We start from the raw sequence: 16,896 nt of genomic DNA on the forward strand, positions 1-16,896 counted from the left end.
GGGAAGAGTGGGAAGAGTGGGAAGAGTGGGAAGGGTGGGAAGAGTGGGAAGGGTGGGAAAAGTGGGAAGGGTGGGAAAAAATGTGAAAGTGTGAAGGGTGAGAACGGTTTGAAAGGGGAGAACGTCGCGAAGGGGGAGGCGTGGGGGCGTCGGAGCGTCGGCAGGGGCGGGCGGGAGTCGTTCTGGCTTGCGCGGGACGGGGTCGAGGGCCTCGCTCGCCCGGCCGTATTGGCCGATTTCCATTCCGGGGGCGGGTTCCGGCCTTGTTGCCTGCGCGGGCAAAGATCGAAGTTTTCAGTTGCGCGGGACGGGGTTCTTCGGCCACAATACCGGCAGAAATCGACGTTTGCCCGCGGAACGTTCCGCGAATCCGACCCGGAGGGAGATCATGGACAAGGCCATCCTCGAGAAAATGGCGCGGGAGAAGGGGACGTCCCCCTTCGAGCGCTGCCTCAAGCAGAAGCCGGTGCCGGTGTGCCAGGCGTTCCGGAACAGCCGGGAGATCGTCCCCGCCACGTTCCGCAAGACGGGCCAGATCCTCTCCACGCCTGACGCGGGGCGCATCGCCCCGATGTTCCCGAACACCGTGGCCGCCCACGGGAACCGGGTCCTGGAAGCCGTGCGGGACGTGGAACCGGCGCCCGTCACGGGGAAAAAGGTCGTGGTGCTCTTTTCCGGGGGGCCGGCCGCCGGGGGCAACAACGTCATCGTCGGGCTGCACCGGGCCCTGGGGCCGCGCAACCTGCTCTTCGGCGTCCAGGCCGGCCCCGGCGGGCTCATCAAGGGCAACGCCTTTCCCATCGGGGAGGCGGAGGCCCGGAACATCCTCAACATGGGAGGCTTCGACTTCCTGGGGAGCGACCGGACCAAGATCGAGGCGGTCCACCAGTTCGACCGGGTCCGGGAGGTCTGCCGGGAGAAGGCCGTCGACGCCATCGTGGTGGTGGGGGGCGACGACTCCAACACCAACGCCGCCTTCCTGGCGGAGCACCTCTTCCGGGACGTGCACGCCGACGGCCGAGGGGTCCAGGTGATCGGGGTGCCGAAAACCATCGACGGCGACCTCCAGGTCCCCGGCCTCCTCCCCATCTCCTTCGGCTTCGACACGGCCACCCGGATCTACGCCGCCATCGTGGGCAACATCGCCAAGGACACGCCCTCCTCCCGCAAGTACTACCACTTCATCAAGATCATGGGCCGCAGCGCCTCCCACGTGGCCCTGGAGGTGGCGCTGATGATCCGGCCCTCCATGACCTTCGTCTCGGAGGAGGTGGCGGCCCGCGCTTTCACCCTGGACAAGATGGTGGAGGGCATCGCCTACACCATCGCCCGCCGGGCCGCCCGGGGGATCGCCCACGGGGTGGTCATCATCCCCGAGGGCCTCATCGAGTTCGTCCCCGAATTCCGGCGGCTCATCGGCGAGCTGAACCGGGTCATCGACACGCACAAGGCCCGGATCGACGCCCTGCTCCCCGAGGAGCGGAAGAACTTCATCCGCGACGGGCTTTCCCCCGAAAACCGGGCGAGCCTGGACGGCCTCCCCGAGGAGTTCCGCACCATGCTGCTCCTGGACCGGGACGACCACGGCAACCTCCCCGTCTCCCAGATCCAGACGGAGCGGCTCCTCATGCACCTCGCGGCCGACAAGATCCTCGCCATGCAGCGCGACCCGGGGGCCTTCGACCCCCTCTTCCGGAAGTTCACCGACGAGGAGATGGACGCCTTCAAGGCCTTCCGCTTCAACCCCCTCGCCCACTTCCTGGGCTACGAGGGCCGCTGCGGCGCCCCCAGCAAGTTCGACATGGCCTTCACCCTCAACCTGGGCCTGTGCGCGGGCTCCCTGATCCTGGCGGGGAAGACGGGCTACATGGCGTCGGTCACCGACCTGGACAGCGGCGGGCGCCCGGTGGCCATCCCCCTCACCGGCCTGATGAACCTGGAGCAGCGGGGCGCGAAGGAGAAGGTGGTGATCCGCAAGGCCCTGGTGGACCTCGGCTCCCCCGCCTTCAACCATTTGAAGGCGTACCGGAAGTACTGGGCGGCGGGGGACTACTTCAACTCCACGGGGCCCCGGCAGTACTGGGGGCCCGAGACGGTCACCGACGGCATGCCCCTGGCGGTGATCCTCAACAACGGTTACCGTTCGCCCCTCTTCGACCTCGGCAAGGAGCTCCCGGTCTTCCCGCCCGAGGGCCCGCCGGTCGAGTGACGGGAAAAAGGTGGTGGCGCCGGCTTCAGCCGGCGCGGTGAAAGCGGCGCCAGGCCGCCGCAGCCGGAGGCCGGCGCGGCTTTGGGGGCATTGGCGTGAAGGCGCCGCTGCTTCTTCGGCCGGTCCCGAGCCAGGACAATACGGGGATCCTCACCCTTTTTCGATCGAACCGAAGCTCACGGCGTTTTGCCTCCGGTGGGCTCAGGGGATGGCCGCGGACGGGTGGTTTTCCGCCCCGGAGGGCGGGTGGCCGAAGTGCTCCTTGTAGACCTTCCGGAAGTGCCCGTAGTCTGAAAAACCCAGGCGGAAGGCGATCGCCTTGAGGCTCAGGCCGTCGCCGGCCTCGATCATCGCCCGGGCCCGCGCCAGCTTCTCCCGCTGGAGGGCCTCCCCGGGCGTGCTTCCCCGCTCCTGCCGGTACTTTCGCGAGAAGTGGTCGGCGGTGTACCCGAAGCGCTCCGCCCAGGAGGCGACACTCAGGTCCCGGATCACCTCGTCCGGGCAGAGCCGCAGGTAGAGGTCGGCCCTGTCGGAGGTCTGCCCGCCGTCCCCGGCGAAGGGGCAGAACCCGGCCAGGAAGTCGGTCGCGGCGGCCACGAAGGCCTCGCGTTTTTCCGGGACCCCGCGCAGCGTGAAGAACGTGCGGGAGAGCCCGAGCTGGGCGCGGATGACTTTCTCCACGTCCCGGGCGAAGACGGCCGAGAGGAGGCCCGAGAGGAGCGCCATCAGCCGTCGGTCGGCCTCGGCCGGGTCCTGGAGGGTGCCGTCGAGCAGGGTGTCCAGGTAACGCTCCAGTTCCCGGCGGAAGGCCTCCCGGCCGTGGTCCAGCTGGACGCTCACCAGGTAGCGGGCCCGGTCCAGCGACACCGTGATGAAGTGCCTGAGCATCGTCGGCCCCTGTCGCAGGGCTCGCGCCCGTTCCCGGGGGCCGGGGGCGGGGCGCGGCGGACCCATTCTACCGCAAAATCGTGCTCCCGGTAAGCCCGGAGTGTGGTCGGCACCCGGAGAACGGGTCGGGGGCGCCGCAACCGGTCCCCGTCGCGGATAATCCCACCCGGATGTCGGGTTTCCCCCCGTTGCCGCCCCGGGACCGGGCGCTTACACTGGGGAGGAGAACCCGGGGCGCCGCCGGCGGCCCGGGTCTGCCGGAGCCAGCCGGCACCTCGCGAAACCAGGAGGCCGCATCATGAAGATCAAGCTTGCCGTGACGATCCTCGCCCTGTTCCTGACGGTTCCCGTGGGGCCGGGCCTGGCAGCCGCCCCCCGGGCGGAGGCCGGGGCTGCCGGGGGGGTCGGGGCCCTGGTGATCGAACGGTCCACCTTCCTGGGCGGTGACGGGGTAGAGGTCGGAGTTGCGGCCGTCGTCACCCCGAACGGGGACCCCTGCATCGCCGGGTGCACCTACTCGGATGATTTCCCCGGCGCCCCCGGTTCGACGGCCGCCGGGGCCGACGTCTTCGTCTCCCGCTTCTCGTCCGCCGGCATGCAGCTTCTCTGCACCGCCATCCTCCGGGGGAGCGGGTACGAGTACGTCACGGACCTGGTGTCGGACGGGGACGGCAACCTCTACGTGGCGGGGTCCACCAACTCCCCGGACTTCCCCGTCCTCCACGCGTTCCAGCCGAGCCTGGGGGGGTACGTCGATGCCTTCGTGACCAAGCTCTCCCCCGAGGGGACCCTCCTGTGGTCCACTTATCTGGGGGGCGTCAACGAGGACGTGGCTTACGCCCTGGCCTTCGGGCCCGACGGGGTCCTCACCCTCGTCGGGCGGACCCTCTCCCCGGATTTCCCGTCCCTGCCGAACCCGACCCCTTTCCACGGGCTCTGCGACGCGTTCGTCGCCCGGGTCCGGGCGGCGGACGGCGTCCTCCTCCGGAGCGCCTTCCTGGGCGGATCCCAGTGGGACCAGGCGACGGACGTCAAGGTGGGCCCGTCGGGACACCTCTGGGTGGCGGGATCGACCCGTTCCCCCGACTTTCCGGTGCTCAATGCCTACCAGTCCCAGAATGCGGGAGAGATGGACGCCTTCCTCGTCAAGCTCGACCCCTCGGCGACCCTGATCGTTTCTTCCACCTTCCTCGGCGGCTCCCGGGACGACCAGGCCATCGCCGTGGAGCTCGACCCGCTTGGCCGGGTGTACCTGGGGGGGGTGACGGGTTCGGACGACTTCCCCACCCAAGACGCCCTGCAAGGGAACCTCGCCGGGGCCTCGGACGCCTTCGTCACGTGCTTTTCAAGCGGGGCCGCCTCCCTGCACTGGTCCTCCTACCTGGGCGGCTCGAACTACGACAACGTCACCGATCTCGTCGTGAAATCCCCCTCGGCGGTGGCGGTGATCGGTCAGACCGTCTCCCCCGACTTCCCCTTGAAGGAGAGCCTTCCCCGGAATTTCTCCCTCTCCGAAAACCTCTTCCTCTGCGAGGTGTCCCCCGCGGACGGGGCACTGGGCGCTGCCACCCTCCTGGACACGGCGGTCCCGTACAAGAACACCAACCGGGCGTCCATCGGCGCGGACGGGTCCTGCCTGCTCGCCGCATCGGCGTCGACACCCGACTTCCCCCTGGCGGAACCCTACCAGACCGCGCTGCGGGGGGAGTCCGACGCCGTGCTCGTCCAGGTGGGCCGCGGCGCCCGGGGACTCCTGGTCCCCCACATCGCATCCACCCCGGACTGGCGGACGCGGATCACGCTGGTGAACCTCTCGGGCCTCCCGCGCGCGGTGACGTTCACCGCGTACGCCGAGGACGGGACGCTGTTGGAGACCCGGGCGGCCGGGACCTTGCCGGCCCTGGGGTCCCGGACGTTCGACGCGGGGGAGGTGTTCGGCCCCGAGGTCTTCACCCGCGGCGCCTGGGCCAAGATCTTCAGCACCGGAGACCTTCGGGGCGTCGTCGTGTTCGGGACGCGGGACGGCCGGGCCCAGACCTCGCTCCCACTCTTCTCCGACGGCGCCTGTGAGTGGGTGTTCCCCTTCGTGGCGGAAACGGGCCCCTGGTACACGGGGTTGACACTGGTCGGCACCGGTTCCTTCGGGGGGCTCGTTCAACTGCACGCGCACGCGGAGAACGGGGCGCTCCTCGGGACGACCCCGGTGAACCTCGCGGCGGGCGGGAAGTACGTGCGCCTGGTCCGGGAGATCTTCCCGGGGCTGGACCCCGAGGCGGTCCGGATGGTCCGGGTCACGTCGGATCAGCCTCTTGTCGGGTTCGAACTGTTCGGGAACTGGGCCTCCGCGGGGCTCTCGGGGTTGGCGGGCAACCCGCCGGGGCCGAGGTGGGAGGATGCGTCGGCGGCGGGACATCCCGCGTCGGCGGCGCCGGCCCGCGGCGATTCCGGGTTCCGGGTCTGCACCGAGGTCCCGCCCGAGGGGGACTACTACACCAGCGCCACGTTCTGCAACCTCGAACCGTCGCCCATGCGATTCCTGGCCAGCCTCATCGACGCCAACGGCCTTCCGTTGGCCGAGAAGCTCTGGACCGTCGGACCTTACGAGCAGGTCAGCCGCGAGGTCCGAAACCTGGTGGGGGAGGGGGAGCCCTGCCCCCCCGGTTCGTATCTCGCCCTGGTGGGCGAGGGCCCCGGCTTTGCCGGTTTCGAGCTGTTCATGACCCGCTCGGGCGCCTTCGGCTTCGACGGTTTCCCCGCCCTCCTTCCTGGCGGGGCGCGACTGATCTTCCCCCTGGCGTCGCTCAGCCCGGAGGAGACGGCGGGGTTGCGAATCCATGCCTTGGGTGGAGCGGGAAACCTGGTTTTTCACGCCTTCGGGAGCAACGGCGAAGCCCTGGGGTCGGCTCGGTCAACCGTCGCCGCCATGGGGCTCTTTCACGGCACGGTGGCCGGTCTCTTCCCCGGCGTTGCGGAGCAGGTGGCCTGGATCGCCGTGCAGGGCACCCAGCCGCTGGTGGGCGAGATGCTCCTGGCCTCACCGGACGGGTCCCGGATGGTGTGTTACCCGGCCGTCCCCGGCAGCCCCTGCGGGTTGCCCTGATCGACGGCCTTCCGGTGAGCGGGCCGACATCGGCGGGCCCGCGGCGGCTTGACAGAACGGGGGCCGTCCGGTAGACTTCGGCCACGTCTTGGAGAGGAGAGGGACCGGGCGTGCTGGACTCCCGCGGGTGCGACGAGGATCCGGGATCGGTCGGGGCGGGCCCGACCCGGGGAAAACCCCGGGCCGGGAGACCCCGGGCCGCCGTCCTCCGTGCCGGCGGCGTCCTGCTGGGTGTGGTGCTGGCCCTTTCGCACCCCGCCGCCCGGGACCCCGCGCCGCGGCCGCACCAGTACGTCGTGGAGCACTGGACCGTGGAGCGGGGCCTGCCCCAGAACACGGTCACGTCCATCGCCCAGACCCCGGACGGTTTCCTCTGGTTCGGGACCCTCGAGGGGCTGGTCCGTTTCGACGGGGTCGAATTCCGGGAGTACAACCCGGAGAACACGCCGGCGATCCCCGACAGCCACATCGTCTCCCTGGCCCTGGATTCCCGGGGCACCCTGTGGGTCGGCACCTACGACGGCAGCCTTCTCGCCCTCACGCCGAAAGGGTTCACTCGCCGCGTCCCCTCGCCCGGCGCGGTCGGCCGGCGTCCCCTCCGCATCCGCCCGGCCTCCCCCGACGGGGTCTGGCTGTGGGACGTCGACGGGCGGGTCCGGCGTTTCCAGGGGGGGCGTTTCTCCGGGGAGACCAACGGGAACCCGTCGGGCGACCGGGAGGTGCGGGACGTTCTCGAGGACCGGCAGGGGCGCCTGTGGATCGGGACGACGCGGGGCCTCGCGTGCCTGGACCACGGGAACCGGCGCGAGTGGGGGCCCTCCGGGGGGCTCTGCGGCAGCCGGGTCACCGCCCTCGCCGAGACGGCGGACGGCGCGGTGCTGGCCCTGACGGAGGCGGGCATCAACCGGTTCGAGAAAGGGACCCTGGCCCGGGTGACACCCGTCCCCGCCTTCCGTGACCGGGAGCCGCGCGTCGCCTGTCCCGACCGGCGGGGCACCCTCTGGGTCGGCACGGGGAAAGGGATCGTCCGCCTCCTCGCGTCGGGGACCTGCGTGATCACCCAGGCCGACGGGCTCACCGACGACGTCATCTTCTCCCTCTGCGAGGACCGGGACGGCGGCCTGTGGGCGGGTACCTTCCGCGGGGGCGTGAACCGCCTGTCGGAGGGCCCTTTTCGGGTGTACGACACGGCCGACGGGTTGCCGGACCCCTGCGTGCTGACGGTCTGCCCCGACCCGGCGGGCCGGCTCTGGGTCGGGACCCTGAAGGGCTTGGCGGTCCTGGGGCCGGACGACCGCCCGTCGGCCGTGCTGTCCCCGGACCCCCGTTCCCCCGCCGCCGTCTGGTCGATCTGCCCTTCCGCCGCCGGCGGCATGTGGGTCGGTTTCGACCAGGGCATCGGGCGGTTCCGGAGCGACCTGTCGCCGGTGAGGGTCCCCCCGCTGCCGGAGAACAGCCTCGTCTTTGCGCTCTGGGAGCACCCGTCCGGCAGCCTGTGGGCCGGCGTGCTGGGGAAAGGCCTGTGGGTCCTCGACCAGGGGGTGTGGCGGCGGGAGGACCGGGTCCCGGCCGGGGTCGTGCGGGGGATTGCCCGGGATGCCGCCGGGACCGTCTGGCTGGCCACCGAGAACGGGCTCTTCGGGCTGCCGGAAGGGCCCGGGGCATCGTGGTCCCGGGTCGGGGGGCTGCCCCCGGAGGAGGTTTTCTGCCTGCTTCCCCGGGGGAACGACCTGTGGGTGGGGACCAACGGCGGGGGGCTCTGCCGGGTCCGCGGCGGGCGCACGGCCGTCGTTTCCCCCAAGGCCGGCCTTCCCAACGGCCGCGTCTTCCAGGTCCTCGACGACGGCGCCGGGTCCTTCTGGATGGGCTGCAACCGTGGCATCTTCCGTGTAAGCGTTGCGGACCTGGACGCCGTCGCGGACGGGCGCTCCGGCGTGGTCCGGGCGGAGCGCTTCGGCCTCGGGGACGGGCTGAAGAGCCTCGAGTGCAACGGGGGGCTGCAACCCGCCGGCTGCCGGACCGCGGACGGGCGCCTGTGGTTCCCCACCAACCGCGGCCTCGCCGCTGTCGACCCCCGGGCGGCGACGACCGTTCGACCCGCACCGGCCGCCCGCGTGGAAACCGTCCGGGTGGACGGAGATCCCCGGGACCCCGCCGCGGCCCTCGACCTGGACGCCTCCGCGCAGGCACTGGAGTTCCAGTTCCTGGCGCCCTGCTTCGTCAAGGCGGACCGGGTCCGGTTCCGCCAGTTCCTGTCGGGGTTCGACAAGGGTTGGGTGGACGCCGGGAAGCGGCGGTCAGCGGTCTACACCAACCTGCCGCCCGGTCGTTACCGGTTCTCGGTCCAGGCGTACTTTCCCGACGGCGCGCCGGGGCCGGTGTTCACCTCCGCCCCTGTCACGGTCCATGCTCCCATCTGGAAACGGACCTGGTTCCAGGCGCTCCTGGTGATGGCCTGCGCCCTGGCCCTGGTCCTGGGGTACCGGGCGACCCGCTGGGTGCTGGCGGCCTTCCGGCTGTGGCGCCGCACCCACTGGGTCGGGCCCTACCGGATCCTGGAGCGGGTCGACAGCGGCGGGGAAGGGACGGTGTTCCGCGCCCGGGACCGGCGCAACCGCCAGGTGGTGGCCCTGAAGGTCCTGGACCGGAACCTCGTGGACCCGGAAGCCCGGGACCGCCTCTTCCGGGAACTGGAGATCGGGCGGCGGCGCATCCACCCCGCGGTGGTGCGCACCCTCGACCACGGCGAGGCCGGCGGCCGGCTGTACCTCGTGATGGAGTTCGTCGAGGGCCGGACGCTTCGCGCGGTCCTTCGCGAGGGCGTCCTGCCGGTTCCGGCCGCCGTCGAGCTCTTCCTCGCCGTCCTGGAAGTGGTCGAGGCGATCCACCGGGAAGGGGTGACCCACCGGGACCTGAAACCCGACAACATCATCCTCCTCGGGGACGCCCGGCAGCCCGCCGACCCCGTGGCCGGGGCGGCCGCCCGGGACCTCAAGGTCCTGGATCTCGGCATGGCCCGGCTCGCCGACGGCTCCACCCTCACCCGGACGGGCCTGCTCATGGGGACCATGGACTACCTGCCCCCCGAGTACCTGTCGGGGGCGGTCCTCCACTCCCCGGCCATCGACCTCTACGCCTGCGGCATCATCCTCTACGAGATGCTCACGGGGACGAAACCCTTCGCCGACAGCGGGGAGGACCTTTACCAGCGCCTCTACGCCGTGCTCAACCGCGACCCCGAGCCGGTCACCACGTTCCGGCCCTCTCTTCCCCCGGACCTCGCCCGGCTGGTCATGTCCCTGATCGCCCGCCGCGTGGAGGACCGGCTGGTGGACATCCCGACCATCCGTGCCCGGGCCCGGCGCCTCCTCGACGGACCCGGCGTCCTCCCCTGACGGCGGCCCCGCGGGCATCGGAAAACTCCCCCGGAATCACGGTATTCTCCCGCTTCGAAGATGACGGTCCCCGGGTTAAAGTGGGCCCCGGATCGTCAAGGGTCCGAAGGAGGCATCATGCGAAAACTGCACCGGGTCATCTTCGTCGCGGCGGGCTTGTCGTGGGGCCTGGCCCTGGCCCTGGCCGCGGGGGCGCCGATCGTGGGGGAGTGGTCCTCGGGGACCGTCACCCTGTCGTTCCACGCGAACGGGCACTACGTCTGGAAGGACGTCCGGGCCTCCCTGGAGGGCTCGTACACCCTGGAGGGGGCGAAACTGGCCCTGGAGCACGCCGGCCGGGTGACCGTGTACCGCTTCACGATGACGGCGGACCAGCTCCAGCTCAACGACGGGAAGGGGGGCGCCATCAGCTTCCGCCGCCGGCAGCCCGCGGGACCGGGGGAGAACCCGCTCGCCTCGGTGGTCGGCCGCTGGCAGGCCCGGGGCGCCGCCTCGGTCGTCCTGGTCCTGGAGCCGGGGGGGCGGTACCTGCTCGGCCGCAGCCAGGGCGTTTTCAAGCTCGGGGCCGGGCGGATCGCCTTCGTCGACGGGACCTCCGGGAAAACCTCCACGTACGAGTGGAAGCGGTTCGGGGAGGAGTTGCGCCTGCGGGACGCGTCCGGGAGCGTCCTGGCGTTCGTCCGGCAGTGAGCGGGGAGGGGCCGATGCGCACGCCTTCCCCCGGCGCCTTCCCGCCGTCCCTTCGACCGGCCGGCCCCGGGTCCCGCACGTGGAGAAGGCCCCGGCGCCCGGCGACCCTCGCCCTCCTCATCCTCGCCCTGGCCGGCGGGGGGTGCGGCACGGCGGAGCGAAACGGGCTCCTGGCCGGCCCCGGGGAAGCCCCCGGCCCCGCGGGGTGGGTGACCGCCGAGGACGGGAGCTGCCGGCTCCCCCTGCCCGCGGGGGCGGTCCTGCGGGACCGGAGCGTGCCGGGGGGGCCGTTCTACGACGCCCTCTCCGACCGGATCGTCCAGCGGCCCGCCACGGTCCGCCGGGAGCTGTGGGTATCCGGCCGGCCCGCGGCCGTCCTGTCGGAACTCCGCGGCGGCGTCTACCCGGTCTTCAACGGTGACGGCCAGGCGGCCCTCCTGCGGGTCATGGCCGACTACCAGCGCACCGTCTTCCTGGAGGACGGCCGCTACCGCCTGGAGCGGCGAAGCACGGCCGGCGGGGACGGTGCCTCGCAGCGGCTCACGCTGGTTTGCACCACGGAATACGGGTCTTCCAAGCGGCTCGAGGTGGAGCTGCGGGCGATCCGCGACGGGGGAGGGGATGCCCTGGCCGTGACCGTGGTGGAGACCCAGGGGGACGCCGTCGAGGTCAAGGGTTTCAAGGCGAAAGTGTTCGGGCGGATCGTGGTGGCGGGATACGCGGCCTGGGTCCTGACGGAGCCGACCCTGTTTCCCCGGGTGGGGGGGGCGCTCCGGGGGATGATCGAAGGCCTGGCGGTGCAGGGCCTGGCCCCGAACCCCGCCCTGGCGCGATGGCTGGTGGGGAACTGGGAGTCCGCGGAAACGGCGGGGTCGAGCACGGTGGGCGGCCGGTACGAGTTTTCACCCGGGGGGACGTACCGTTACCGGGCCACGGTTTCATCAGGTTTCGGGAGCGGGATTTCCGGCCCGGAATCGGGGACCTGGGAGGTTTTCGGACGCATCCTGGTCCTGGTGAACCGGCGGGGGGAGGTCGCGACCTTTCCCCTCCAGGTGACGGGGGGCGCCCTCCGGATCGGGGGCCGCTTCTACGGACGGGGTTGAAAAGAAAGCTCGGAGCGCCGTTGCGGGCGCTCCGAGCGGTTTTTCGAGTCGTTGTGACGGGGGGAGGGTTTGCCGGTCCCCTACCGTCGCCACAGGGGATACCCGTCCGCATCCCGCAGCACCACGCTGGTGGCCGTGGTCAGGTTGTCGAGGCGGACCGCCTCGAAATGGTCGGGATCCACCGGGCAGGGCGCGATCAGCGCTTCCACGGAATTCCCGACTGCCACGCTGAAATCGTTGGCTGCCAGGAACCAGACGGGGCCGCAGTAGAGGGTGTAAAGCGCCCCGGCCGCGTCCTGAAGCATGAACCAGGACCCGTTCACCCCCAGCGAGTAGGCGGTCTGGGTGACGAAGCCGCTGACTGTCACCGCCTCCTCCATGTCGACCTGAAGGCGGGTGTGTGCCTGGGTGCCGGCCCCGTTTCCGCTCCCTGAACCCTGTCCGCCGCTCTGCCCGGCCCCCTGGCCGGACTGACCTGTCCCGGCGCCGTTGCCGGTCCCCTGACCGTTCCCGTTGCCCTGCCCGTTGGAAGCGCCGTTCCCCTGGCCGCTGGAGTTGCCGCCCCGCCCGCCGGTCCACTGGGGTACCCCGGCACTGTCCCGCAGAACCAGCGTCTTCCCCGTGGTGAGGTTGCGGATGACGGCGGCATAGTAAACGGAGATGGCGGGGTCGGAAGACATGAAGGCGTCCACCGAGAGGGCATCGCCCTGGGTCAGCGTGAAGGCGTTGACGTCAAAGAGCCAGTAGGGGCCTGTTCGAACCTCGATGAGAGCCCCTTCGCCCAGGCCGAGAGAAAGGGAAGGAGTCCCCTGGCCGGCCGCGAAATGGATGGCCGCGACGGTTCCGACATAGGTCGCCAGGGAGGCGGGATCGATGTTGACGGCCTGGTTTTGCTGAGCCGTCGCCATCCCGCAGAGGAGCGTACCGACGAGGCCGGTCAGGATGAGAAAACGTTTCATGGAGCACCTCCAAAACAAATTTCGCGAAGTGATATGCACAGGGCGTGCCAATCAATCAAATTCAATAAAAAGAAGGCATTATATGATTTTCTTTACTGCTTCCCGTGCCCGCGGGGCGAGCCGTTCCCGGGTGAGACGGGGATGCCTCCCCTTGAAGCTTTCGTTTTTCCCCTTGATTTTCAGCGAGATACGACCATTCGTCACTTTTGCCTGCCCCTTCGTCCAAATGGACGAGTCCTGATCGAGCAAACGCCCCCTGGCGAAAAGGCGCCTCTGCCTCCGGGGCCCGCGGGGTGAGCACGTTCGGGCCCTTCACCCGAAGGCTCGGGAATTTCCGCGGAGTTCGCGTGGTTTCTCTTGCGGCATGGATATTGCGTCATATAATTCGGAATCAGGGTTGCTCATCCGGCCGGGGGAGGCGGAAGCCACCCTCTCCGGAGGCAGAAACCGGACGGGAGAAGGGAGCCGGGATGCAGAACAGGCGACACTCTCGAAAAGGGCTCCTTGCCCTGGGCCTCGTGCTCGTTCTGGGCGGCTCTCTCTGCGCCCAGGGCAGGGGAGGGGGCGGCGGGCGGCACGGTGTCGGCGGAACCGGCGGCGGGGGCTCGGGGAACTGGGGCCGTAACGGGCCGGTGATCAACGACGCGGACGGCGACGGTATCGACGACCGGTTTGCCGAGCGGTTGCGCCTCCACCGGGCCAAGACCTCGAGTCTGGAGCAGCGGGGCAACATGCTCCGTGCTCTCGGCTTTCCCACCGATGCCGAGATCCGCATCGTGTCGAACCCGGGGGATATCCCCGGCTTGAAGTCCGAAGAGAAGAAGCGGCTGAAAACCGACGGGGTTCCCGCGGCGCCCCGGCTCTTCGCCGTGGACGCGGACCGGACCATGGTGGTCTGCTACGGCTGGACCCGCGAGAAAGGGTTGCTGGTCTGCTGGTATATCCTTTACGAAAAAGACGTTCCCCGCAAGGTCGAAGGGAAGATCCTGGGGGAAAAGCTGGGTGAATACACCGCCCTCCTTGCCGGTCCGTTGCCGGAGAAGATCCGATGGGAAAACCCCCCCGTCCGCTGACCGATCCGGGATTTCGCGCCATCCTTTCCCGGCGGGCCTGGTTGTCCTTCCTGGCGGCCGGGGTTCTGCTGGGCGCCTTGTCGGCGTGGTATGCCGTCCAGGATTACTATAATACCGAACGGGAGTTACGCCTGCTGTTAGAGCGGAATGCGGAGATGCTCGCCCGAAGCCTGGCCCGCTCGTCCCGCCTGGCCATCGACGCTTATGAACCGCTCCAGTCGGAGATGGCCCGGCACCTCCTGGCTTCCGCCCGTTTCATCGCCCACCTGGATGCGGAGAAATCGCTGGATGCCCCCCTGCTCCGCACCCTGTCGGAGTCCCTCGAACTCCATCGAATCCATCTCTTCGACCAGGAGGGGCGCCGGGTGATGACCTCCTCTCCCGAGTGCGGGGATCATGAGGCGTTCATCCGGAAACGGGTCGGAGAGATCGCCCCCATCCTCGAGGGAATCGTTCCATCCCTGGTCCTGGGACTTCACGAAAGCCCCGAAGGCCGGGGGAAACGGTTTGCGGCCGCGGTGGCGCGAGCGGGCGGCGGCGCCATCATGGTCACGGTCACCGGCCAGAAACTGGAGCAGTACCTGCAGAGCGTCGGCTTAGGGAAAACCCTGGCCCAGCTCTCGGAAATCCCGTCGGTGGCTTTCATCGCCATCCAGGACGGGGAAGGGCCGGTGGGGGCGACCCCCGGGGTGGTGTCGCCCGCGGGCCTGGAATCGGACCCTTTCCTTCGCCGGGTGATGGAGAGCGGCCAACCAGCCAGCCGTTTCACCCTGTTCAACGGAGATGAGGTGCTTGAAGAGGCCATCCGGACGGACCTGGCCGAAGGGTATCCGGCCCTTTTCCGGGTCGGCATCCGGACCGACGTCTACCGGAGCGCCCTTCAGCGGTCAGCCGGGCACGGCCTGCTCATGGGAATCCTGTTCCTCGCTGCCGGGATCACCCTCACGGGCCTGTTGTTTCTCTGGCAACACCACCGCTTCACCCGGTCCCGGCACCTCCGCGAGTTGGCCCTGTCCGGCCGGATCATGGCGGCCATGGACGAGGCGATGGTGGTGGTGAGCCTGGACGGGCAGGTCCTCCGGGCCAACGAGGCGGCGACCCGGTTGCTGGCCGCCGAGGAAGGGGCCGAGGTCCCGGACGTGATCCGCCCCCTGGCGGAGATGGACTGCGGCGGCAGCGCGATCCACCGGTTGCAGCCCGACCCTCCCGCCGGGCTTCCCGGCCCCGTGATTCGCCTGAACGACAGGGTTTTTCTGGTCCATTGCCAACCGCTCCCGGCCGAGTTGATGGCGGAGGCTGCCCGTGACGGTAAGGAGCGGGCGAAACTCTTCCTGCTGCGGGACATCACCGAGCTGCGGGCCATGGAGGAAACCGTGGAGCGCCAGACCCGTCTGGCCGGCCTTGGCCGGGTGGTTGCCTCGGTGGCGCACGAGATCCGGAACCCGCTGAACGCCATCTCCCTCTCCGTGCAGACGCTGCAACGGCGCCTCGCCACCCGTGCGGAGCCACGCGATCTGAACACCCTCGACGTGGTCCGTGAGGAGATCGGACGGTTGAATCGCCTGGTGGAGGACCTCCTGGTATTCAGCCGGACCTCGCCGCAGCACCGGCGGGTTCTGCCTGTCCTCCCCTTGCTGGAACGGGTTCAGGACGTCATGTCCGAGGACCTCGGCCAGCGCGGCTCCATTCTGGAAATCGCCCCGGCGGTCGACTGTCCGGACCCGGTGGTGTTGGGAAGCGAGGAGCGGTTGCTCCAGGTCCTGGTGAACCTGGTGCGGAACAGCCTCGAAGCCGGGGACGGACCGATCCGCATCGGGATACGGCTGGGCCGGGAGGACGGTTTCCTCGCCCTCACCCTCTCCGACTCGGGCCCCGGTTTCTCCCCGGAGGCCCTCGCCCACGCCATGGAACCCTTCTTCACCACCAAGAGCCGGGGCGTCGGTCTCGGGTTGGCGCTGAGCGCGGAAATCGTCCGGTCGCACGGGGGGCGGATGCGACTGGGGAACCGGGCCGGCGGCGGGGCCGAGGTGACCCTCCTGCTCCCCGAAGCCCCTCCTGCTGAACCCCTGAAGGAGACAAAATGACGCTTCACCCCTTTCGGATCCTGGTCGTCGACGACGAGAAGAACCAGCGGGAACTCCTGAGGCAGAGCCTGGAGGATTCGGGTTACCCCGTCCAGGCCGCCGGTTCGGTGGCGGAAGCGCTCGCGGCGCTGCGCACGGGGGGCGTGGACATGGTCCTCTCCGACTACCGGCTGCAGGACGGGACCGGGGAAGACCTCCTCGATTTCCTTCAGAGGGAAAACCCCCTGATCCCGTTCATCCTTTTCACCGCGTTCGGCTCCGTGCGACGGGCCGTCGACTTCATGAAGAAGGGCGCTGCCGATTACCTTTCCAAACCCCTGGACCTGGAGGAACTCGAGGTCAAGATCCGGAAGATTGGCCGCCAGATGGAGACAGCGCGGGAGAACGTGCGGCTGCGCCGGGAACTGGAAGGGCGGGGCGGGGTTGCCGACCTGCTGTTCAAGAGTGCGGCGATGGAGAAGGTGACCCACCTGGTGTACCGTGCCGCCCAGTCTTCCGCCACCGTGCTGATCACCGGCGAGAGCGGCACGGGCAAGGAACTGGTGGCCCGGGCGATCCACCGGTCCTCCCCCCGCCGGGAGGGGCCGCTCGTGGCCGTCAACTGCGCGGCCCTGAACGAGAACCTCCTGGAAAGCGAACTCTTCGGCCACGAGAAAGGCGCTTTCACCGGGGCCGACCGTCGGCGGATCGGTCGCTTCGAGGAGGCGTCCGGCGGGACGCTCTTCCTGGACGAGATCGGCGAGATCGCCCCTTCGCTCCAGGTCAAACTCCTCCGCGTCCTCCAGGAGCGGAAAGTCCAGCGCCTGGGGAGCAACGCCGAACTTTCCGTCGATTTCCGGCTCATCACCGCCACGAACCGGGCCCTCGCCCGTCTCGTGGAGCAGGGAAGCTTCCGAAACGATCTCTACTACCGGCTGAACGTCATCCACGTGGACGTGCCGCCCCTGCGGGAGCGCCGGGAGGACATCCCCCTCCTGGCCGAGCACTTTCGCGAGACGTTCGCGAAGGAGAACGGGGTGGACATCCGCGGGATCAGCCGGGACACGCTGCACATGCTGGTTCGTTACGACTTCCCCGGGAACGTCCGCGAACTGGAGAACCTCATCGAGCGGGCCGTGGTCCTGGCGGGCACCTCCATCCTGCAGCCCGAGGACTTCCCAGACCTGCTTCCCACCCGAAACCACTCCCTCGAGGAGGAACTGCACCGGCTTCCCCTCCCGGACGCGGTGGATTTCCTGGAAAAACAACGGATTCGCAAGGCGCTGGAGGAAACGTCCCACGTCCAGACGCGGGCGGCGGAACGCCTCGGCATCAGCGAGAAGAACCTGCGTTACAAGATGGACAAACACGGGATCGGTTCACGCCGGCGCAGCTGACCCGGTTTGGGGCGCGAGC

Annotated in this window: 10 protein-coding genes; 8 read left to right on the forward strand and 2 right to left on the reverse strand. The window is 69.7% G+C overall.

The features are described from left to right. The first annotated feature begins 388 nt into the window (after positions 1-388). Positions 389-2,209 carry a diphosphate--fructose-6-phosphate 1-phosphotransferase gene (locus tag KA419_16400; GenBank protein MBP7867514.1) on the forward strand — a complete coding sequence of 607 codons (1,821 nt, stop codon included), beginning with the start codon at positions 389-391 and terminating at the stop codon, positions 2,207-2,209. Between the two features lie 201 nt (positions 2,210-2,410). Here the strand turns inward: KA419_16400 and KA419_16405 are convergent, their stop codons facing one another. Beyond that, positions 2,411-3,097 carry a helix-turn-helix transcriptional regulator gene (locus KA419_16405; protein MBP7867515.1) on the reverse strand — a complete coding sequence of 229 codons (687 nt, stop codon included), beginning with the start codon at positions 3,095-3,097 and terminating at the stop codon, positions 2,411-2,413. Positions 3,098-3,395: 298 nt separating this feature from the next. Here KA419_16405 and KA419_16410 point away from each other — a divergent pair, with 298 nt between their 5' ends. The 4 genes from KA419_16410 to KA419_16425 all read left to right on the forward strand — a co-directional run bounded on the left by KA419_16410 (position 3,396) and on the right by KA419_16425 (position 11,385). Next, positions 3,396-6,197 carry an SBBP repeat-containing protein gene (locus KA419_16410; GenBank protein ID MBP7867516.1) on the forward strand — a complete coding sequence of 934 codons (2,802 nt, stop codon included), beginning with the start codon at positions 3,396-3,398 and terminating at the stop codon, positions 6,195-6,197. A 110-nt stretch (positions 6,198-6,307) separates the two neighbouring features. After that, positions 6,308-9,592, forward strand: a complete 3,285-nt coding sequence (locus KA419_16415) for a protein kinase (GenBank protein MBP7867517.1) — start codon at positions 6,308-6,310, stop codon at positions 9,590-9,592. Between the two features lie 117 nt (positions 9,593-9,709). Continuing rightward, a complete protein-coding gene (locus KA419_16420; GenBank protein MBP7867518.1) occupies positions 9,710-10,282 on the forward strand; it encodes a hypothetical protein in 573 nt (190 codons plus the stop codon). Positions 10,283-10,296: 14 nt separating this feature from the next. Then, positions 10,297-11,385: a hypothetical protein gene (locus tag KA419_16425; GenBank protein ID MBP7867519.1), complete on the forward strand. Its 1,089-nt coding sequence runs from the start codon at positions 10,297-10,299 to the stop codon at positions 11,383-11,385. A gap of 80 nt (positions 11,386-11,465) precedes the next feature. Here KA419_16425 and KA419_16430 read toward each other — a convergent pair whose 3' ends face one another. Further along, positions 11,466-12,344, reverse strand: a complete 879-nt coding sequence (locus KA419_16430) for a hypothetical protein (protein MBP7867520.1) — start codon at positions 12,342-12,344, stop codon at positions 11,466-11,468. Between the two features lie 470 nt (positions 12,345-12,814). Between KA419_16430 and KA419_16435 the strand changes: the two genes are divergently transcribed. From KA419_16435 to KA419_16445, 3 genes are read left to right on the forward strand one after another with little or no spacing between them, the layout of a single operon-like run. After that, the gene (locus KA419_16435; protein ID MBP7867521.1) at positions 12,815-13,417 is read left to right on the forward strand and encodes a hypothetical protein; all 603 of its coding nucleotides are present in this window, start codon (positions 12,815-12,817) and stop codon (positions 13,415-13,417) included. Then, positions 13,393-15,501 (forward strand): hypothetical protein, encoded by a 2,109-nt coding sequence (locus KA419_16440; GenBank protein ID MBP7867522.1) that lies wholly within the window; start codon positions 13,393-13,395, stop codon positions 15,499-15,501. Before KA419_16435 ends, KA419_16440 begins: the two co-directional genes overlap by 25 nt. Next, positions 15,498-16,877, forward strand: coding sequence for a sigma-54-dependent Fis family transcriptional regulator (locus tag KA419_16445; GenBank protein ID MBP7867523.1), 1,380 nt, complete (start codon positions 15,498-15,500; stop codon positions 16,875-16,877). The genes KA419_16440 and KA419_16445 overlap by 4 nt, the downstream gene beginning before the upstream one ends. Positions 16,878-16,896 lie beyond the last annotated feature (19 nt).

It is taken from the genome of Acidobacteriota bacterium (assembly GCA_018001935.1).
GTDB lineage: Bacteria > Acidobacteriota > JAAYUB01 > JAAYUB01 > JAAYUB01 > JAGNHB01.